Annotated in this window: 21 protein-coding genes; 1 reads left to right on the plus strand and 20 read right to left on the minus strand. The window is 65.3% G+C overall.

Annotation, left to right across the window (positions count from 1 at the left end; translation table 11 throughout):
- Window positions 1-43: 43 nt before the first annotated feature.
- Window positions 44-1,246, minus strand: a complete 1,203-nt coding sequence (locus tag FH041_RS18850; RefSeq protein ID WP_372237577.1) for an MFS transporter — start codon at window positions 1,244-1,246, stop codon at window positions 44-46.
- A 156-nt stretch (window positions 1,247-1,402) separates the two neighbouring features.
- Between FH041_RS18850 and FH041_RS18855 the strand changes: the two genes are divergently transcribed.
- Complete coding sequence (locus FH041_RS18855) at window positions 1,403-2,296, plus strand: LysR family transcriptional regulator (RefSeq protein WP_027913517.1); 894 nt, start codon at window positions 1,403-1,405, stop codon at window positions 2,294-2,296.
- A gap of 27 nt (window positions 2,297-2,323) precedes the next feature.
- On the opposite strand, the gene FH041_RS18860 is transcribed toward FH041_RS18855, so the two are convergent.
- Genes FH041_RS18860 through FH041_RS18950 form a run of 19 tightly spaced genes read right to left on the minus strand, consistent with a single transcriptional unit; the run spans window position 2,324 to window position 19,441 of the window.
- The gene (locus FH041_RS18860; protein ID WP_027913518.1) at window positions 2,324-2,770 is read right to left on the minus strand and encodes a hypothetical protein; all 447 of its coding nucleotides are present in this window, start codon (window positions 2,768-2,770) and stop codon (window positions 2,324-2,326) included.
- Window positions 2,771-2,785: 15 nt separating this feature from the next.
- Window positions 2,786-3,217, minus strand: a complete 432-nt coding sequence (locus FH041_RS18865) for a hypothetical protein (RefSeq protein WP_027913519.1) — start codon at window positions 3,215-3,217, stop codon at window positions 2,786-2,788.
- Window positions 3,218-3,238: 21 nt separating this feature from the next.
- Window positions 3,239-4,465 carry a beta-ketoacyl-ACP synthase gene (locus FH041_RS18870; protein ID WP_027913520.1) on the minus strand — a complete coding sequence of 409 codons (1,227 nt, stop codon included), beginning with the start codon at window positions 4,463-4,465 and terminating at the stop codon, window positions 3,239-3,241.
- Window positions 4,465-5,193, minus strand: a complete 729-nt coding sequence (gene fabG / locus FH041_RS18875; protein ID WP_027913521.1) for a 3-oxoacyl-ACP reductase FabG — start codon at window positions 5,191-5,193, stop codon at window positions 4,465-4,467. The genes FH041_RS18870 and fabG overlap by 1 nt, the downstream gene beginning before the upstream one ends.
- The gene (locus tag FH041_RS18880) at window positions 5,190-5,657 is read right to left on the minus strand and encodes a hotdog family protein (protein WP_023532704.1); all 468 of its coding nucleotides are present in this window, start codon (window positions 5,655-5,657) and stop codon (window positions 5,190-5,192) included. Before FH041_RS18880 ends, fabG begins: the two co-directional genes overlap by 4 nt.
- Entirely contained in the window at window positions 5,654-6,847 is a 1,194-nt protein-coding gene (locus FH041_RS18885) for a beta-ketoacyl-[acyl-carrier-protein] synthase family protein (protein ID WP_027913523.1), read from the minus strand. The genes FH041_RS18880 and FH041_RS18885 overlap by 4 nt, the downstream gene beginning before the upstream one ends.
- A complete protein-coding gene (locus FH041_RS18890; protein ID WP_028686678.1) occupies window positions 6,844-7,329 on the minus strand; it encodes a hypothetical protein in 486 nt (161 codons plus the stop codon). The genes FH041_RS18885 and FH041_RS18890 overlap by 4 nt, the downstream gene beginning before the upstream one ends.
- Window positions 7,326-8,057, minus strand: a complete 732-nt coding sequence (locus FH041_RS18895; protein ID WP_027913525.1) for a class I SAM-dependent methyltransferase — start codon at window positions 8,055-8,057, stop codon at window positions 7,326-7,328. Before FH041_RS18895 ends, FH041_RS18890 begins: the two co-directional genes overlap by 4 nt.
- Window positions 8,054-9,301, minus strand: a complete 1,248-nt coding sequence (locus FH041_RS18900) for an NAD(P)/FAD-dependent oxidoreductase (protein WP_125921867.1) — start codon at window positions 9,299-9,301, stop codon at window positions 8,054-8,056. Before FH041_RS18900 ends, FH041_RS18895 begins: the two co-directional genes overlap by 4 nt.
- Entirely contained in the window at window positions 9,288-10,445 is a 1,158-nt protein-coding gene (locus FH041_RS18905) for a sodium:proton antiporter (protein ID WP_125921866.1), read from the minus strand. Before FH041_RS18905 ends, FH041_RS18900 begins: the two co-directional genes overlap by 14 nt.
- Window positions 10,442-12,763: an MMPL family transporter gene (locus tag FH041_RS18910; protein WP_125921901.1), complete on the minus strand. Its 2,322-nt coding sequence runs from the start codon at window positions 12,761-12,763 to the stop codon at window positions 10,442-10,444. The genes FH041_RS18905 and FH041_RS18910 overlap by 4 nt, the downstream gene beginning before the upstream one ends.
- Window positions 12,753-13,367: an outer membrane lipoprotein carrier protein LolA gene (locus FH041_RS18915; RefSeq protein ID WP_125921865.1), complete on the minus strand. Its 615-nt coding sequence runs from the start codon at window positions 13,365-13,367 to the stop codon at window positions 12,753-12,755. The genes FH041_RS18910 and FH041_RS18915 overlap by 11 nt, the downstream gene beginning before the upstream one ends.
- A complete protein-coding gene (locus FH041_RS18920) occupies window positions 13,364-13,789 on the minus strand; it encodes a thioesterase family protein (protein WP_027913530.1) in 426 nt (141 codons plus the stop codon). Before FH041_RS18920 ends, FH041_RS18915 begins: the two co-directional genes overlap by 4 nt.
- Window positions 13,782-15,326: a histidine ammonia-lyase gene (gene hutH, locus FH041_RS18925; RefSeq protein WP_371259655.1), complete on the minus strand. Its 1,545-nt coding sequence runs from the start codon at window positions 15,324-15,326 to the stop codon at window positions 13,782-13,784. The genes FH041_RS18920 and hutH overlap by 8 nt, the downstream gene beginning before the upstream one ends.
- Complete coding sequence (locus tag FH041_RS18930; protein ID WP_049695324.1) at window positions 15,307-16,245, minus strand: glycosyl transferase; 939 nt, start codon at window positions 16,243-16,245, stop codon at window positions 15,307-15,309. The genes hutH and FH041_RS18930 overlap by 20 nt, the downstream gene beginning before the upstream one ends.
- Window positions 16,242-16,976 carry a glycosyltransferase family 2 protein gene (locus tag FH041_RS18935; protein ID WP_059183560.1) on the minus strand — a complete coding sequence of 245 codons (735 nt, stop codon included), beginning with the start codon at window positions 16,974-16,976 and terminating at the stop codon, window positions 16,242-16,244. Before FH041_RS18935 ends, FH041_RS18930 begins: the two co-directional genes overlap by 4 nt.
- Complete coding sequence (locus FH041_RS18940) at window positions 16,969-18,648, minus strand: AMP-binding protein (protein ID WP_049695326.1); 1,680 nt, start codon at window positions 18,646-18,648, stop codon at window positions 16,969-16,971. Before FH041_RS18940 ends, FH041_RS18935 begins: the two co-directional genes overlap by 8 nt.
- Window positions 18,645-19,190, minus strand: a complete 546-nt coding sequence (locus FH041_RS18945) for a hypothetical protein (RefSeq protein WP_125921863.1) — start codon at window positions 19,188-19,190, stop codon at window positions 18,645-18,647. The genes FH041_RS18940 and FH041_RS18945 overlap by 4 nt, the downstream gene beginning before the upstream one ends.
- On the minus strand, window positions 19,187-19,441 hold the full coding sequence (locus FH041_RS18950; RefSeq protein WP_027913536.1) for an acyl carrier protein: 255 nt from the start codon (window positions 19,439-19,441) through the stop codon (window positions 19,187-19,189). The genes FH041_RS18945 and FH041_RS18950 overlap by 4 nt, the downstream gene beginning before the upstream one ends.
- Window positions 19,442-19,446: the final 5 nt, after the last annotated feature.

A 19,446-nucleotide genomic window follows, 5' to 3' on the forward strand; every position in this document is an offset into this window, starting at 1 on the left:
CTTGGCGAGTCCGCCGCGCCGTGAACCGGCCTGCCCCCAGCCTTCAGGCGGCCTTTGGCGCCAAGGTGCTCAGGCGCAACGCCACCATCAGGGCCACCGCCAGCAAGCTCCCAATGAACAGGCCAATACCATTCCAGCCCCAATGATGCCAGAACACCCCGCCCGCCGTGCCCGCCACGCTTGAACCGGCGTAATAGCAGAACAGATACAGCGAAGAGGCCTGGCCCTTGGCTTTCAGCGCCCGGCGCCCGATCCAGCTGCTGGCCACCGAGTGAGCCCCGAAGAAGCCGAAGGTGAAGACGAGCATGCCCAGGATGATCAGTGACAGCGGCTGGGTCAGGGTCATGAGCAAGCCGCCGCCCATGACCACGATGCTGGCCCAGAACACCTTGCGCCGCCCCAGCCTGTCAGCCAGTGCGCCCACCTGGGCCGAACTGTAGATGCCGGACAGGTAGACGACCGACAGCAAACCCACCAGGGCTTGGTTCATGTGATAAGGCTCGGCCAGCAAGCGGTAGCCGATGTAGTTGAACAGAGTGACGAAGGCGCCCATGAGCAGGAAGGCTTCGAGGAACAGCCAGGGCAAGCCGGCGTCCTTGAAGTGCATGAGGAACCCGTTGACCAGCGTGCGTGGGTTCAGGGTCTGGGGCTGGAAGTTGCGCGACTCGGGCAATGCCTTCCAGAACACGATCGCCGCCAGCAACGCCAGGCTTCCCAAGGTGAGCAGTGCCGCGTGCCAGCTGACGAAATCGATCAGCACGCCAGTGATCAGGCGTCCGCACATGCCGCCGATGGCATTGCCGCCGATGTACAGGCCCATGGCCAGGCCGATGTGCTGTGGGTGGATTTCTTCACTGAGGTAGGTCATGGCCACCGCCGCCAGCCCGCTCAACGACAACCCGACCAGTGCCCGGGTTGCCAGGACCAGCTCCCAGGTCGGCATCACCGCGCTGGCTATCGTGGACAAGGCCGCGCAGCCCAGCGCCGCCACCATTACCGGCTTGCGGCCGATGCGGTCGGAAATCGGGCCTGTGACCAGCAGACCGAGCGCCAGCATGCCGGTCGAAACCGAAAGCACCAGGCTGCTCTGTGCAGCGTTGATGCCGAACTCCTTCGACAGCAAGGGCATCATCGGTTGGACGCAGTAAAGCAGGGCAAAGGTAGCGAAGCCGCCGCTGAACAGCGCCAGCACCGTTCTCATGAAGGCCGGCGTGCCTTTTTCGATCCAGGCGTCGTTCGAGGTCATGGGCTCGGGTTCGGGTTTGGTCGCTACAAGGGCTACAGCGGTTTTCACAGGCAAGTACCTCAGAGGCAGTGAAAAAATCATATAGCTGGCTAATAATTAGGTCCAATATATTGTTCGACCTAATTAAGACGTTTCACAACCTATGAGGGGTGGGTGATGGAGCTGCGCCATTTACGCTATTTCGTCGCGGTTGCCGAAGAATTGCACTTCGGCCGGGCGGCTCAGCACCTGGGCATTTCGCAGCCGCCGCTTAGCCAGCAGATTCTGGCGCTCGAGCAAGAACTCGGGGCGCGGCTGTTCGAGCGGACCAACCGCCGTGTCGAGCTCAGCGAGGCCGGGCGACTGTTTCTGGAAGAGGCTCGCCAGGTGTTGGCGCAGGTCGAAAAGGCCGCCGATGTCGCCCGGCGCGCACAGTTGGGCGAACTGGGTGAGATGAAGATCGGCTTCACCTCCTCGGCACCGTTCACCTCCAAAATTCCCAAGGCGATTCATGCATTCCGGCAGCGCTTTCCTGCCGTGCACCTGAACCTCATGGAAATGAGCAGCCGCGAAGTGGCGCAGGGCGTATTCGACGAGTCCATCGAAGTGGGGCTAATGCGGCCCATGCCGCTGGCAGACGGCCTGGTGGCGACCGAGCTGTTTCGTGAGCCCTTGGTGGCAGTGATCAACGCCTCTCATGCGCTGGCCAACGGCGCCGAACAGGGTGTGCACCTGGCAGCGTTGGCCCACGAGCCCTTCGTGTTCTTTCCGCGTAGCTACGGCAGTGGTTTGTACGCGCAGTTACTGGAGCTGGCGCGCCAGGCGGGTTTCAGTCCCCACTTTGCGCAGGAGGCAGGGGAGGCCATGACCATCATCGGCCTGGTGTCGGCGGGGCTTGGGGTGTCGGTGCTGCCGGCGTCCTATCAGCGCATGCGCATTGAGGGCGTGGTGTACCGCACCTTGCTGGACGAGCAGGCCACCTCGGCGGTCTGGCTGGTACAGCGCCAGTCCCGCAGGTCAGCGATGGCTCAGGCGTTTGCCGAGCTGCTCACCGGGCAGGTTCAGGGGTGAAACCTGACCGGTGAGCAGAGCGGATCATCAGTTGACGCGGGCCAGGTCACCCTTGAGTGCAACACCGGCAATCACTGCACCGGCGTGGCATTCGTAAGTGGAAGCGTCCTTGCGTTCGTTGCGCTTGTAGTAGCTGGCGATGTTCGTCACCGCATTGGCGTTGGCCTTGCGGGCAGCGTCCTGCAAGGTCAGCAACGCGGACTGCAGGGCCCACTCGCAGGCAGCCTCGTCACTCTTGTTGAAGGCGTTGGTTTTCTTGTTGGTGACCGAGTTAGGGCTGATCACGGTGACCTTGCCGCGCGGCTTTACGCCGGCCAGGTAGAATTTGACCGAGCCATCGAGCTTCTTCTCGGCAAGCATCTGCTGCACCACCTTTTCGAACGGCAGGTACAACGCCGTGTCGCGGGCCTGGCTCAGGCCGGGCAGGGCAGCCAGCAGCAGGGCGGTAGCGGCGGTCAGGGTTTTCAAGCGCATCGGGTTCTTCCTTGGTCAGTGGTTGGATGAGGCGTTGCTGCGTTGCAGAAGCTGATCGGCGGACAGTGCGTTGAGCTGGCGCACGATGCTGCGGTCCAGGTTGTAGACCCAGCGGTTGTAGTTACGGTGGATCTTGCCGCCGTCATACCCCAGTTCGCGGCTGTCGCGATAATCGATGCGGAACTGGCTGGCGCTGTAGTGGATGTCCACGGCGGCGTAGAAGGTATTGCGCACGGTGATGTCAGCCTGAATGACCGAAGCGCCGACCGACCGGGCCGTCCAGCCACGCTCGACGATGGCCTTGAGGATCGCCTGCTGGACCTGCTGCTGGGTGTAAGGGGTGGCAGCAGCCAATTGTTCCGAGGGGTTGAGCACCGGTTTGGAGGTACAGCCGGCAATGCCGGCCAGTACCAGCCCTAGTGCAGCGGCGCGTAGCAGTGAGGACATTCCTTGCGCTCCTATCGAGGGTCAGGGCCAGCGGCGGAAGATCAGCGATGTGTTGACCCCGCCAAAGGCAAAATTGTTGTTCATCACAAACCCGTGGTTCATATGGCGAAACTCACCCCGCAGGTAATCCAGTTCGCCGCAGCGAGGGTCTACCGCGTCCAGGTTCAGCGTGTGCACATAGCGGTCGCTGTTCATCATCTCGATGCTGAACCAGGACTCCAGTGCACCGCACGCCCCCAGCGTATGGCCCAGGAAGCTCTTCTGCGAACTGATGGGCATGCGTGGGCCGAACAGGCCGCTGGTGGCCAGGGTTTCGGCGATGTCGCCTTGCTCGGTGGCGGTGCCATGGCCGTTCACATAGCCAATCGCCTCCGGGGCCAGGCCTGCGTCTTCGAGCGCCAGCTCCATGGCCCTGCGCATGGTCGACTGTTCAGGCCGGGTCGTGTGCTGACCGTCGGCATTGCTGCCGAAACCGATGATCTCGGCATGAATCTTCGCGCCCCGCGCCTGTGCATGCTCAAGCGCTTCGAGCACCAGCATGCCGGCACCTTCGCCGATCACCAGGCCATCCCTGCCGCAGTCGTAGGGGCGCGGGCTGAGGTGCGGTGTGTCGTTCTTGAGGCTGGTGGCATAGAGCGCATCGAAGACCATGGCCTCGGTCGGGCACAGCTCTTCGGCACCGCCGGCCAGCATCATCGGCAAGCGGCCGTACTTGATGGCTTCGTAGGCATAACCGATGCCTTGGCTGCCGCTGGTGCAGGCACTGGACGTGGGGATCAGGCGCCCGGTCAGGCCGAAGAAAATGCTGATGTTGGCGGCGGTCGTGTGCGGCATCATGCGCACATAGGAGTTGGCATTGAGCCCGTCGGCCACCGAGTTGAGCAGCATGTTGCCGAACGCCTTGATCTCGTCGGTGCTGCCGGTGGACGAGCCGCAGGCCACGCCCATGCGGCCGTCGCGAATGCTCGGGTCGCCGAGCAGGCCTGCATCGGCAAGGGCCTGTTCGGCGGCGCCAACGGCCAGGCGGGACACCCGGCCCATGCTGCGAAGCTGCTTGCGCGTCCAGTGCGCCGGGACCTTGAAATCATCGATGGGCCCTGCCAGGCGCGTGTTCATTTCCTCGAAGCGGTCCCACTCGTCCATGCGGCGGATACCACTGCGTTGGCTGGCGAAATGACCGGCAATGGTTGCCCAGTCGTTGCCCAGCGAGGTGATGCCGGCCATGCCGGTGACGACCACGCGACGCATCAGCACAGCCCCCCGTTGACCGCCAGCACCTGGCGGGTAATGTAGCTGGCCTCCGGCGACATGAGGAAGTTGACGGCGCCCGCTACCTCTTCAGCGGTGCCCATGCGCCCGGCAGGGATCATCTTCATCAGTTCGTCTACCGGCACATGTTCGTCGAGCATGGCGGTGTCGATCAGCCCGGGCGCTACGCAGTTGACGGTGATGCGCCGCTTGCCCAATTCGATTGCCAGGGCCTTGGCCGCCCCGATCAGGCCCGCCTTCGACGCGCTGTAGTTGACCTGCCCGCGGTTGCCGATGAGCCCCGAAACCGAGGTGATGCAGACGATGCGACCCGGCGCACGGCGGCGGATCATGGGCATCGTCAGCGGCTGCAGCACATTGTAGAAACCGTCCAGGTTGGTCCGCAGCACCTGGTCCCAATCCTCGTCGGTCAGCGCCGGGAAAGCGCCGTCGCGGGTCAGGCCGGCATTGCACACCACGCCGTAATAGGCGCCGTGGGCCTCCACGTCGGCTTCGAGCGCTGTGCGGCAGGCGGCACGTTCGCCGATGTCGAACTGCAACACCCGTGCCTGCTGCCCCAACGCGCGCACTTGATCGGCCACCGCGTCGGCGTCGGCCCGGCCGCTGCGGCAATGCAGCACCAGGTCGTAGCCCGAGCGGGCCAAGCGCAGGGCGATGGCGCGGCCGATTCCACGGCTCGAACCGGTCACCAGAATGGTATCAGTCATGACAGGGGCTCCTCAGGGCCCGCTTCGGCCAGGTAGCTGGCCGCTTGCGGCGGGCGGTACACATTCAGGCGGGCGGTGGCGTGGATGCCGGGGCCGCGCAGGTGACATTCGAAAACGCCCATGCCGTTCTCGTCTTCGAGCGAACGCTGGGCGTGCACATGCAATTGGGCGCCGGCCGGAAAAGACTCGACATCGCACGTGTACTTGCGGGCACCGAGCAGGAAACCCAGCTCGACGGCTTGCCCATTGCGCCGTGCCCGACAGCCGGCATAGGCGGCCACGCTCTGGGCCATCAATTCGATGCCGAACCAGGCCGGCAGGCTGCCATCGGCGCGATTGAACAGTGCGCCGGGCCGTACGGTGGTGCGGGTGCTGATCTGCTCCTCGTCACAATGCTCGATGTGATCGATCAGGATCATGTCGCCAGCATGGGGCAGCAGCTCGGCCAGGGGCCAGGTGATCATGCGGTGTCTCCAAGAATCAGGCTGACGTTGTTGCCGCCGAAGGCGAACGAGTTGCTCATCAGTCGGCGTGGGCCATGGGTTGCCAGGCGCTGGCTGCCGTCGACCAGGGTCAGTTCAGGCAGGGCAGGGTCGGGCTGACCGTCCCACACGTGCGGCGGCAGCAAACCCAACGGGTTGTGCCTGCTCAGGCTCAGCCAGCAGAACGCTGCCTCGAGCGCACCGGCAGCGCCCAGGGTGTGGCCCGTCATCGGCTTGCTGGATGAGCAGGGCAGGCCGGCGCCGAACAGGGTATCGACGGCCAGGCTTTCCATGGCGTCATTATGGGGCGTGGCGGTGCCGTGCAGGTTCAGGTAATGGATGTGCGCGGGCTCAAGCCCCGCATTGTCCAGCGCTTTGCCCATGCACTGCAAGGCACCGGCGCCAGTTGGGTCGGGCGCGGAGATGTGGTGCGCGTCGGAACTGGCGCCCGCGCCGAGCAAGGCGATACGCTCGCCTTGCGCTTCGGGTGTGCGGGTCATCAAGAACAAGGCGGCGGCCTCGCCGATATTGATGCCGTCGCGGTTGGCCGAGAGCGGATTGCAGCGGTGCTCGCTGATCGCTTCCAGGGCGCTGAACCCATTGAGCGTGAGGTGACAGAGGCTATCCACGCCGCCGCACAGCACTGCATCGCACACGCCCAGGTCCAGCAGGCGCCGAGCGCTCAGCAGTGCTCGGCCGCTGGAGGTACACGCGGTTGAAATCACATAGGCCGGGCCGCCGAGTTGCAGCCAGTCGGCGAGAAAGTCGGCCGGCGCGCTCAACACTTGCTGGTCATAGTGATAATCGGCCGGGAAGTGGCCGCCCGCCAGGAAGTGGCCAATGGCGGCACTGCCTTCGGCGATGCCCGAAGTGCTGGTGCCCAGGACCACCCCAACACGGTGGGCGCCGTATTGTGCGATCGCCTGGCGCAGGGCGGGCTCTATCTGCAACGCGGCGGCGTACAGCAGCTGGTTGTTTCGACTGTGCTGCTCCGGCAAGGGGACGGCTGGCAGTGGCTGCATCACGGCTCCCACCGGAGGCTGGCGCTCGGGGATCCAGCCTGCGGCCGGCCGCATTCCTGAGCAGTCGCCGGCGAACAGGCGTGCGGCGACCTCGGCCTGGCCATGGCCAAGGGCGCAGATCAGGCCCAGGGCATTGAGGTAGGCGGTCATGGTGTGTGCTCACGGGGCAGGGGGGCGACTACATAGCGCAGGCCTTGGTCCAAGTGCAAGTCGAAGGCGTGGGCCGTGCGGTAGGTCACTCGCCAGCGCTTGCCCAGCCAACGCTGCCCCTGCTCCTGCCGGGCCTGGGGATACGACCGGGCCAACTGGTCCTGTGGCGTGAGGGCGAACAGCACGGCGGCGAACAACTCGCGGGCCGCCGGGTCGGGTGGCAGCAAGCCGTCGGCCTGCCACTGCTGGCCGTCCAGCACTTGTCGCGCCTGGGGAATACCCAGCAGGTCGAGCAGCGACCAGCGCAGGCGGCCACCCTCGTCCTGGATCACCAGCAGCCAGTCCTGGCGCTGACCGGCCTGGGTACGCTCCACATGCAGTTGCTGCGGCAGGGCAAGCGCCGGGGGGGATGCGGGCAGCGGGGCCCTGGCGGCGCAGGCACCGAGCATCAGGCAAAGGACTAGCGCCATCCAGGTTTTCATGCGTGCTCCAAGGGCTTGCGAGCCACGACATTGACCAGCGTTTCATCGCGTTCGCCAACGGGAGGTGGCTTGCGCAGGCCCAGACGCTCCAGCAGGCCGAAGTCCTTGGCCCGGCTCCACCACAGGTAGGGATAGGACACGTTGTCGGGCCCGAACGCGAACCCCTGCATGCGCAGCATGTGCAGATAACCTTCGGCGCTTTTCTGCACGTGCATGGGGTGACGGAAGAACCAGCGAATCACCCAGGTATCGATATAGGCTTGGGTGGATTCTGCGAACAGCAGGTAGCCGCCCGGTCTGAGTACGCGGTAGAACTCGGCCAGGGCCTTTTCCTGTTCGACCAGGTGATGAAAGGTCTGATGGCAGAACAGCACATCGATGCTGGCATCGGGGTAGGGCAGGCTGGCGCAGTCACCGCCAGACAATTCCACCTCGATGCCCAGCCGCTTGGCCTCGGCTGCGCTGAGGTCGAGGCTGTGCGGATCGGCGTCGGTGCCCAGCAGCCTGGAGGGGGCGAATACCCGTTGCAGGTGTTTGAACGACTTGCCCTGCCCGCAGCCGGCATCGAGCAGAACCGGCGCCTGGGGAAGGGCGCCTGCGAAGAGTCGGGCGAGGTCATCGATCGCCACCCGCAGCACGTGATGCTGCCAGGTGTGGCTGCTCAGGAAGCGAAACCCGATGCGGGTTTCTTCCACGTAAGTCTCGCTCAGGAACGGGCGCTGGGTCATGGGGTGTCCCTTGCGCACAGTTCAGCCAGGGTACGCAGCCGGCGCCGAGGCTCGGCGACGAACGGGTTACGTGTATCCCAGGCATACCCGGCCAGTATGGAGCTGATCATGGCGCGAATCTCCGGTGAGCTGCCGGGGTGATAGATCACATCCTGGAAGCTGCCGTCGTACCAGCCCTCCACGTAGACACGGAAGGTGTCGACGCCACGCTGCAGCGGCTCGGCAAATGCGCTCTGCCAGTCCACTGCCTCCCCTTGCAGTTGGCGATGCAGCAGGCCTGCAGCCATGCTGGCAGAGCGCATGGCGATGGTGACCCCGGAGGAGAACACCGGGTCGAGGAACTCTGCGGCATTGCCCAGCAGCGCATAACCCGGCCCATGCAGGGCTTTCACGTTGGCCGAGTAGCCGCCGATGGTTCGAGCCGCGGTGTCCCAGACTGCATTGGCCAGCACCTTGGCCAGGGCGGGCGCTTGCGCCACGAAGTGCTTCAGGCACGCATCGAGGTCGTCAGGGGCAGTGGCAAAGCGCTCAGCGGCAGCCACTACCCCCAACGAGGTGCGGCCATCACTGAAGGGGATGGTCCAGAACCAGATGTCACGGTGCTCGGGGTGGGTGGTGATGAGGATCTTGTCGCGGTCGAAGCCGGGGTGGTCGATGCGGTCTTCGATGTGCGTGAAGACCGCCTTGCGTACTGGGAAGGCGGACGGGGCTTCAAGGTCCAGCAGACGCGGCAGCACGCGGCCATAGCCACTGGCATCCAGGACGAACTGTGCCTGGAGCACGTACTCGCTGCCATCAGGCCGGCGCACACGCACCTGTGGCTGTAGCCCGCCCATGTCGGCGCTGACCACCTCATGCTCGTAGCGGATCTCCACGCCCTGCGCTTGGGCCTGGTCGGCCAGTATTTGGTCGAAGCGAGCACGCTGCACCTGGAAGGTGCTGGTCTTGCCTGGCGTGAAGGTCTGCCCGAAGTCGAAGGCGGTGTATTCGTCGCCCCATGCGAAAGCAGCACCATTCTTGTATTGGAAACCTGCCGCCTGCACGGCATCCAGCATGCCCGCCTCTTCGACGAAGTCCAGGCAGTGCGCCAGCAGGCTTTCGCCGATGGAAAAGCGCGGGAAGCGCTGACGCTCGATCACCAGCACGTCGTGCCCGCTGCGCTTGAGCAAGGCCGCCGCGATGGCACCGGAAGGCCCGGCGCCGATGACCAGGACCTGGCGTTGTTGGGTTTCAAGGGTTGGCATGCGGGCTCCTTGCCATGGGTTCTGTGTTGAGCGGAAGGCGATGAAGGCCGGCCAGCGCCGGCATCAGAGTGGCGACCAGGCTCATCAGCATGAGCGCGAAGTACACCGCTGGGGTAATCAACTGCTGGGACAGCAGCAGGTTGAGAAAAACGATTTCACTGAGGCCGCGAATGTTCAGCAGCAGGCTTTCGCGCCATTTGCCGTCAGCGCCGGGCGACGCAGCAGCCCAGCACAGGCCCAGCCAGTTGCCCAGCAACTTGCTGGCGATCGGAAGCACCAGCAAGGCGACTAGCTGCCACGCGTCCAACTGCCCCAGGGCCTGGTGGGCATCGATCTGCACCACGCCGTAGGTCAGGATCATGGGGACCGCCAAGCCCTGTTGCACGCGGCGGTTGTACCGCTCTGGCAGCGGCAATGCCGCCGCGACCTTGAGCCAGGCCAGGCACGCCAGGTAGCCAACCCCCAGGATCAGTGCGTTGAGCTTGTAGTGTTCGGCAATGAACAGCAGCACCAGGAACAACGCGCCATACAGCGAAGGCGCGCGCAGACCCAGCGCGTGCAACGGCCATGGCAGCAGCGCCGCCAACAGCGGCACGGCCAGTGTGCCGGGATCGAGGCTGCCTTGGCCCACACCTAGCAATAGCCAGCACGCCAGGTCGATCAAGATGGCAGCCTGCAACAACCGCCGGCTGGCCGCCGGGGGATAGTCGATTGCCTGGAGATAGAGGTAGAGCACCGGTATGGCGGTGATTGCGAACACCAGGCCAAGTGCCAGTGCACCGACCCCGCTCAGGCCTATCACCCAGATCGCGCAGGTGATACCGCAGAGGAACGGCAGCAGGAAGCTGGGCACGGCAAGTTTCAGCGCCTGTCGGTCCGGGCGCAGCGCCAGCACGTCGATCAGGATATGACCGAGCAACAAGGCGAAACTGCCGCCGTAGAGGGCTTTTACCCATGCTGGTGCGATTAACGCAGTGCCCTCCAATTGCCAGTGCGGCGTTACCCACAGACCCATCAAGGCAGGGAGTACCAGTGTTGCCAGCAACAGATGGCTGACGATCGGGATCAGCCCGAGGCGCTTGCCCAGCCTGCTGGCCAGGGTGAAGAGCGCCAGCGCCAGCGCCCAGAAGACGGCGATCATCATGAGCGGTCGTGCGCTCCCTCGCGAGGCGCTGCCCAAGGCGCCAGCAGGAAGCTGAACACCAGGCCCAGGCTTACCGCCATGCCAAAGTTGCTGACTGCCGGCGTACTGGACAGGGCCAGCAGGCCGAACGACAGCCATGTGGTCAACGCAGCCAGCAAGGTTCCGAGCAGGCTCACCGCGGCGCCGCCGATGCGCTCATGCATGAGGATGGCGTAGTCGACGCTGATGGCCGTCACCAGCAGCAATCCGAACAGGCTGAACAGTGTCAACGGCTCGCCCAGCCAGCCGAGGCTCGCCAGGCTGCACAGAGCAGCCAACAGCGGCAGGGCAACGATGCGCAAAGAACCCCGCAACCCGAAAGGCATTGCCAGCAGCATCAGAATCAACGCACACGAAAGCAGTTTGAGTTCCGCTGCGCTGACCTGGGTGGCGGCGAACAACTGGTTCAGCTCGCCAAGACGATCAACCAGCTGTACACCGGGCAGGCCCTGCGCCTGCAACTGCAACAGGGCGGCGTCAGACAAGCCTTGCAGGCTGACGATGGCAGCCACGCCGTCACCTGTGCTGCCCAGCCACAAGGGCCGCCATGCCTCGCCCAACGGGCCTGCCAGCACGTCGTCGATACGCTGCAGTGGCAGTGCGCGCAGTTGCGCGACTTCAGCGGCCAAGGCCGCCTGGGGAACGCCGAGCGCCACCAGCGGCTGCCAATGCGCCGTTAGCGTGGCCAGGGCCTCGCGCACCTGTGCTTGCTCGGCAGGGGTTGCGACCAGCTGGCCGAGGCTCAGGTAGCCCTTGAGTTTGCCCAGCGCGACCAACTCATCGAGCTTGGCCCCAAGCTGTTGGGTGCGTTCGAGCAATTGCTGCTGGTCGGCAGCCCGCACCAGGTAGAACTGGCTGGTGGGCTGGTAACCGGTGATGCGTGCCACTGCCTGGGCTTGCTGCAACAGTTGCGGCGGCGTGCCCACCCATTGGCGGATGTCGTTGTGGGTCTGCAGGTGCCAGAGGCCGCTGGCGCAGAACAACAGCAGCAGGGCCAACAGCGCTGCGCTCGGTACTTTGCGCAGCAATGCCTCACGCCAGCGGGTGAGCGCCTGCGCGATACGCATTGGCCAATCGGCAGGTTGCAGCTGCGCCTTGCTCAGCAGGGCCGGGACCAGGCACACCGCACTGAGGTAGGCGCCCAACAGGCCAGCGGCGGAGAAAACGGCAATCTGGGTCAGCGCCGGGAACGGGGTGAAGGCCAATGCTAGGTAGCCGATGCAACTGGTGGCCAGGCTCAGGCTCATGCCTGGCAGGGTCAGGCGCACGGCCGTCCAGCTTTGCCAGGGCTTGAGGCTCCAGCTCTTGGTCAGGTAGTGCAGGGGGTAGTCGATCGCGACGCCGATCAGGCTGGAGCCCAGCACCAGGGTCATGACGTGCATCTGGCCGAACACCGCCACGCACACCACTGAACCGAACAGCATGCCGACCAGCACGGGTAGGAACGCCAGCAGCGCACGCACGCTGCGCAGGGCCAGCAATAGCAACAGCAAGATGCCCAGCGTTGCCCCGCCGCCTACCCAGGTGATCTCCCGGCTGGCTTGCTGCTGGCCGGCGGCCGCGTGCAGCAGGCCGCTGGCGGCCAGCAACTGCGCATCGACAGCGCTTGCCTGCACACGCGCCTGGGCCAGCAAGTCCGCGACCTGTAGGGGCAGGTGCATGTCGAAGGCATTGCCCAGGGTGCGCGCGCGCACCAGCACCCAGTAATCCCCTTCGGCCTGGGCAATCAAGGCACCGCTGGCGGTGTCCAGTTCCACGTTCGCGGGCTTGGGCTGGGCATTCTGGATACGCCCGGTCAGGCCTAGCCAGTCATCCTGGCCTGGCACGAGGCTGAACCCTGCGAAGGGATCGACCAGGCTCTGGACGCGCTGCGCCACGAAGGCGTCCGGCTCCTGCTGCAATTGTTGCCGGTCAGATGACGGCAGCATGGCCAGGCGACCTTTGAGCAACTGATCACGCACCGCCTGCAGGTCGGTGTCCAGGCTCCACTGCACCTTTTCGAACAGGCCAGTGGCCTGCCACTGATCCGCCAACCGTTGTGCCAGCGCCACTGCCTGTTGACGCTGAGCGTGGCCGACCAGAAGCAGCAACTCGCGGTTCAGCGGTTCCTGCATCCGCTGCTCGGCCTGTTGCACCAGCGGATCCTGGGTCGCTCCGGGTACCAGCGTCATCAAGTCGGCGGACAAGGGCGCGCCGCGGTGCCACTGCCAGCCGGCCACGGCCAGCATGATCAGCAGCAGGCAGACGAACAGGCGCGGCAACTGGCGTTCAGTCGGCAAAGTCACTGCGCTCCACGTCGCTCAGCTCGGCAGCGCCGGTGCTTTCAGGCAGGCGCAACACGGTGCTGTCGCCTTGGGTCTCGCTCAGCTCGATGCGCTGCACAAAACGCCCGCCGCTGATATCGATGCGGCTGAAGATTTGCTTGAGCAGCAACGAGCGTGGGATCAGACGCAGTTGCCACTGGGTTGAATCGCCGCTCAAGGCCAGTTCGAAATCACGCTGCAGCCCGGTGCTGTCACCTTGCAGCACGGCAAAGAACAACTGGTTTTGCTGTGCACCGGCGCTGCGGCTCGGCAGCACTTGCCAGCCGCTCGGGTCGCGCCGGGCAATGCCATGGGCGTCGATCCGGTAGTCCTGACGCAGTGGCGTATGCAGCATCCAGAGCAGGCCATGATCACGGGCAAGCACGAACTCACCTTCGCTCAGCAAGGGCTGGGGCAGGGCACGCAGGTGTTTTTCCTGAATGAAGGGGCCCTTGACCACCGCAGGTGCGCTGAGCTGGTGTTGCAGGGCGTCCAGGTCAAAGGCTGCGCTCAAGGGGCTGACGATCAGCACCGCCAACGTTGCCAGCACGCAGGCCAGCCGTTTTAGCGCAGCACTCATGACAACACCTGCTGCACGGCGTCGAGCATGACCTGCGGCGAGGCCAGCTGCATCTCGCCGCTGTCGATGTGCACGGCCACCTGAACCGTACTGGCACGGGTCATGCGCTCGCCGGTCACGGCATCGCTGATCAGGTAATGCAGCTTCAGGCGGTTTTCCCATTCCACCAGGCTGGCCCGCACCACCAGGCGCTGACCGAACGTGGCGCCGCGCATGTAGCGCAGCTGCAGGTCGATCACCGGCCATGCATAGCCGCTGGCCTGCATCTGCACATAGTTGTGCGCCAGGCGGTCGAGCAGGGCGCACCGCGCCACTTCCAGGTACTTCACATAATGGCCATGCCAGACCACATGCATGCTGTCGACATCGAAAAACGGCACGATGACTTCGGTGTCGACGTGGAAAACGCCAGGGTTACGCATGCAGCCTCCAGTGACGTTGGCCGATGCGCACCAGGCAGTGGCGCAGCTCGCCTTCCAGCGCCCGGTCTTCGATGACCGGCGCGAACTCCTGCAACAACGCCTCGTGCATCTGCGCCAGCGCAGGGGGCAGCGCGTGTGCCTGGGGCTGCTGGCTGCGCAGCCAGACGCCCTGGTTGGCGGCCAGCAACGCAGCGGCGGCGACTTGCTCGGTCAGCTCCAGGACCCGCAGGGCATCGCGGGCGGCAATGGTGCCCATGCTCACCTTGTCCTGGTTGTGGCATTCGGTGGAGCGCGAAAACACGCTGGCGGGCATGGTCTGCTTGAGCGCTTCGGCAGTCCAGGCGCTGGCCCCGATCTGCACAGCCTTGAAACCGTGGTTGATCATGGCGCGCTCGGCCGGTGCGCCCGACAGGTTGCTCGGCAGGCCGTGGTTGTAACGCACATCCACCGCCAGCGCGAGTTGTCGGTCGAGCAGGTCGGCCACGTTGGCGACGAGGGTTTTCAGGCTGTCCATGGCAAAGGCGATGTGCCCGCCATAGAAATGCCCACCGTGCAGCACGCGCTCGGCATCACCGTCGATGATCGGGTTGTCGTTGGCACTGTTGAGCTCGGTCTCGATGAAACCACGCAACCAGCCCAGGCTGTCGGCCAGTACCCCCAGGACGTGCGGCGCGCAGCGCAGCGAATAGCGGTCCTGCAGGCGGTGCAAGGGCGGCAGGGGTGCGTCGATCGCCAGGTCCTGGCGCAGCCAGGCGGCGACCTGCGCCTGGCCAGGGTGTGGCTTGGCGGCGAACAGGCGTTCGTCGAAATGCTCGGGGTTGCCTTGCAGGGCAACCACGTTCAGTGCGGTGATGCGGGTTGCCAAGTGCAGAAGATAATCGGCGCGGGCAAACGCCAGGCACGCAAGGCCGGTCATCACTGCCGTGCCGTTCATCAGGGCCAGGGCTTCCTTGGGCCTGAGCACCAGGGGCTGCCAGCCCAGTTCGCGGTGCACGTCGGCGCTGAGGCGGCGCTGGCCCTGGAACATCACCTCGCGCTCGCCCGAGAGCGTCGCGGCCACGTAGGACAGCGGGGTGAGGTCGCCACTGGCGCCTACCGAACCCTCTTCGGGGATCAGCGGCAGGACGTCGTGGGCAATGAAGTCGCGCAGGCGCTCGAGCAGTTCCAGGCGAACACCGGATACCCCGTGGCTGAGCGACCGCAGGCGTGCAGCCAGCACTGCGCGTGTGGCCGAGGCGTCCAGCAGCTTGCCGAGGCCGCAACCGTGGAAGGTGTAGAGGTGGCGTGGCAGCGCCTCGACGTGTTCCAGCGGCACGGCCACGACACAGGAGTCGCCGTAGCCGGTGGTCACGCCGTAGATCACCCCTTCCTTGTCGAGCAGGGTGTCGAGAAAGCGCGCCCCGCGGGCAATGCGCTCGCGGTAGGCGGCATCGCCCTGCAGGTGTGCCGTGGCACGGCCTTCGGCCAGCGCCACGACGTCTTCGATAGCCAGCGGCGATTCGCCGAACGTGACAGGTTCATGCGCTTGCATCGTCATCGGTCTTCCAGAAAGGGTAGAAATTGAACCACTGCAGGGGCGCGCGCGTGCAGTAGTGGCCCAGGCGATCGGCGTAGCGGGCGGCCCACTGGGCGATGACTTCATCGCGCTGGCCGCGTCGCCATTGCAGGCGTTCGGCAAAGGGCTCGAGGGTGACGTGGTAGCGGCCGTCGTGCTTGAGGCAGAACAGCAGGTTGAGCGGGCATTCGAGCATGCCCGCCAGCAACCAGGGGCCCTGCGGGAAGGCGGCGCGGTGGCCCAGGAAGTCCACCTCGACGGTACGCCCGCCATGCAGCGGCACGCGATCACCCGCGATGGCCAGCCATTCACCGCGCTCCAGGCGCTCGGACAGTTGCAGCATCACCGCAGGGTCCAGCTCGCTGACCTGGATGAGCCGCAGGTTGGTGGCGCCCGCCTCGCCCAGCAAGCGGTTGAAGCGCTCGGCATGGCGGGTGTGCACCAGCACGTTCATGGTCACCTGCTCGCCGATTTCGGCCAGGGCCCGGCAGACTTCCAGGTTGCCCAGGTGGGCGCCCACCAGCATCTGCCCGCGTGCGCCGCGCAGTTGCTGACGCAGGCCGGCAGGGTCGTGGATTTCGATATCCTCGATGCGCAGCTTGCCGTTCCACACGTCAAGCTTGTCCAGCAGGGCCTCGGCAAAGGCCATGAACTGACGAAAGACCTGCCATGAGCCAGGGGCAGGCGTCTGCCCGGCGTTCCACTGGCGCAAGCGTTGCTGGTACTGCCACGCGCTGCGGCGGGCACGGCGGCCGAACAGGAAGAAGTAGGCGACGATCAAGTGGATCAATGGGCTGAGCACGCGGCGGCCTAGCAACCGTACCAGGGCGGCGGTCAGCTTCATCAGCCAGAAGCTGCCCCGCTCCTGGTGGTCGGCCCAGTGCTGCGACGGTTCGCTCATGACCGCCACCGACGCCAGAGGATCGCCGGTGCGCGCACCAGCATGCCGAAGAACAGCTTGGCGTGCATCTTGGAAATCAGTGCGTTGTCGTGGACCAGGCGAAAATGCGACAGGCCATCCTGTGGATAATGTACCCGCGTCGGCAGCCAGCGCATTGGTTGGTTGCGCCAGGCCAGGCGCACGAGAATTTCCGGGTCGAAGTCCATGCGCTTGCCAAGTCGCACGGTGTCGATCAAGGCCAGCGTGGCTGGCAGCGGATAGACCCGAAACCCGCACATGGAGTCGGGAATCTGCAGCGACAGGCTGTTGATCCACACCCAGACGTGGGTTAGGTAGCGCGCGTACAGCCGCCCTTTGGGCACACTGGCGTCGTACTGTGGATAACCGCACACCAGTGCCTGGGGGGCGTGACGGGAGTGTTCCAGAAACGTCTGCACATCGCCCAGGTCGTGCTGGCCGTCGGCATCGACCTGCAACGCATGACTGAAGCCCAGTCTCGCTGCCTCGCGCAGGCCGGCCATGACTGCACCGCCCTTGCCCTGGTTGACGGGGAGGGTGACCAGAAACACGTTCGTCTGTTGGGCCAGCCGGGCGAGCACCTGCGCGCAGCCTGCGTCGCTGGCATCGTCGACCAGCACGCAGGGCAGGCCCGCGCGCAGCAAGTCGTCCACGACCGCCGGAACGGCCTGTTCATGGTTGTAAACCGGGATCACCGCGCAGGGCTTATGCACAGGCGTTCTCCAACAGAACCCGGCCGCTCGAGCACGGTTGACCGGCACAGGCGAAGGCGAAGTAAAGCTTACCGCGGGCCTTGTCCAGGCGAAGGCTCAGCGCCAGCTCATCGCCGGGCCGCACCAACTGCTGGAACTTGAGCACCTCCATGCCTGCAAAGCGCAGCGGCGACTCGGTCAGCTCAGCGGCCAGCGCGACGGCCCAGTCGATCTGGACCACACCGGGCAACACGGGCGTGCGGGGAAAATGCCCCGGGAAACAGGCAAGGTCCAGGGGCACGCCGAGCTTGAGCTGGAGTTCGTCACCTTCGCGATGCTGCTCCAGCACATGCGGTGCCATGCTGCGAGGCGCCAGCAGCAATGCCTGCAGCGCAACCTGGGTCAGCTTGCCCTGGCTGTTGAGCGGCAAGTGCTGCACCAAGCGCCAGCGGCGGGGCAGTGCCAGCGCCTCGCAGTGGCCTGCCAGGTGGCTGCGCAGGGCCTCGACCAAGGCCCGCCGCCCCTGGTTGCGCAGGGCGTGCAAGCCTGCGGGGGTCGGCACCAGCAGGGCGCCGAGGCTGGCCCGGCCGTTTTCGATCATGCCAAGGCGTGCTTCAGACACCCATGGATGCGTGCACAAGGCCTGTTCGAGCATGGGCAGCGAAATGCGCTTTTCTTCGAGTTTGACGATCCGATCCAGTCGCCCTAGCAAGCGAAAGCGCCCATCTGATGAGAATTCGACAGCGTCGGCGCTGTGCTCCACATGCCCCGCAGGGAGGTAGGGCGAGGCGATGCACAGCGCGCCCTGTTCATTCTGGCTGACCTGTACACCGGCAAACGGCTGCCACAAGGGCTGCCCCTGGCGCCAGGCGATCCCGCCGGTCTCCGAGCTGCCGAGGATCTCTGCCGGCCATTGGCCGAGACGCTGGTGCAGGCGCTCGGCCGCATCGGCGGGCAACTCACCGCCCGACGAGAACACCTTGCGCACCGGTTGCAGGGCTGGCCAGTCGAGGTTTTCCCCCATGCGCTTGAGCAGCGCCGGGCTGGCGACCCAGGCAAAGGCCGGGTGGGCGCGGCTGGCCCGTTGCAGGTCTTCGGGGAACGGCAATTGACGGCGCTCGAAACCACGCCCGGCGCACAAGGGCCACAGCACGCGGAACAAAAGCCCGTAGATGTGCTGGGTGGCGACGCTGCCGATGATCCAGGCAGGGCCCAGAGCCTCGCCCCACAAGTGCTCCAGCGCGTTCACCTCACTGGCCAGTTGCGTGAGCTGCTTGTCGATGCGCTTGGGCTCGCCGCTGGACCCGGAGGTGCACAGGCTGATGCGGCACCGGGCCAAGTCCAGAACGGCAGGTGGCAAGGGCGCGTCGAACAGGTCGTCGGGCAGCGTATCCTCAGCCTGATCCGTGAGCCACAGGTCTACGTGGGCATTCCAGCGCTCGCGTGTGGCCGGTTGCAGGTCGGCCGGCAGCAAGACCTCAACCTCGGCCCGCCATGCACCGAGCAGGGCAGCGGCCAGTTGCGCGGCGTCCTCCAGGTGCACCGCCAATCGGCGAACACCCCGCGCACGCAGGCCACCGGCCAGGCGCAGTGCCTGCTGGCTCAGTTCGGCATGGTCCAGGACAGGGGCTTGGGTCACCTGGCGCGGCGCATCCAGCGGCAGCAGCAGGTGTTGGAGGTTGATCCAGTTCATGAGCGTCCTCGCACACGTTGTCTAATCAGCCATTCGAGGGCGAACAGCACGCCCATCGCGGCATAGGCGATCACGCCGTTGTAGAGCGTCCACCAGCCCAACGGCGCCCACAGCGTAAGCGCGGCCGCGATCAGGCCGTTGAGCAAAAAGAACAGGCACCAGGCCTGGGTGACCTGCCGGGTATAACGCACCGCGCGCGGTGGCAGCGCTGGGTCGCTCAAGCGTGCCAGGCGTTCGGCCACCGGCATGCCGTGCAGCAGGCTGCTACCGAACAGCCCCAGCATGAAGGTACTGATGAGCACCGGATACCAACGCAGCAGTGCCTGGCTGTCCGACAGCCCCAGCAGCCCACAGAACAGCAGGGCGGCAATTGCCATCCACAGGCTGCCGGGCCGACGAGGGGCGCTGAGCGCACGTGCCAGCCAAAGGCCGCCGAGCAGCAGGCCAAATTGCCAGGGGGCGTAGTGCGCCATGCCGAAATGCACGGCGAACGGATACACCAGCCCGGCAATCAGCAGGCCGGCGCCGATCAGTCGCTTCATGCCTCCGGGTTCACCAGGCGGAACACGGCCTCGACCACGTCGTTGACGGTACGCACCGACTTGAACTCGTCAGCGGCTATCTTCTTGCCTGTCTGGCGCTTGATGTGATCGATCAGGTCGACGGCGTCGATGCTGTCGATTTCCAGATCCTGGTAAAGGTTGGCGTCCAGGCTGATACGCTCAGGCTCGAGCTCGAACAATTCGACCAAGGCGTCGCGCAGGATGTTGAAGATGTCTTCACGGGTTTGCATGATGC

The organism is Pseudomonas sp. SWI7 (genome assembly GCF_006351945.1).
Classification (GTDB): Bacteria; Pseudomonadota; Gammaproteobacteria; order Pseudomonadales; family Pseudomonadaceae; genus Aquipseudomonas; species Aquipseudomonas fulva.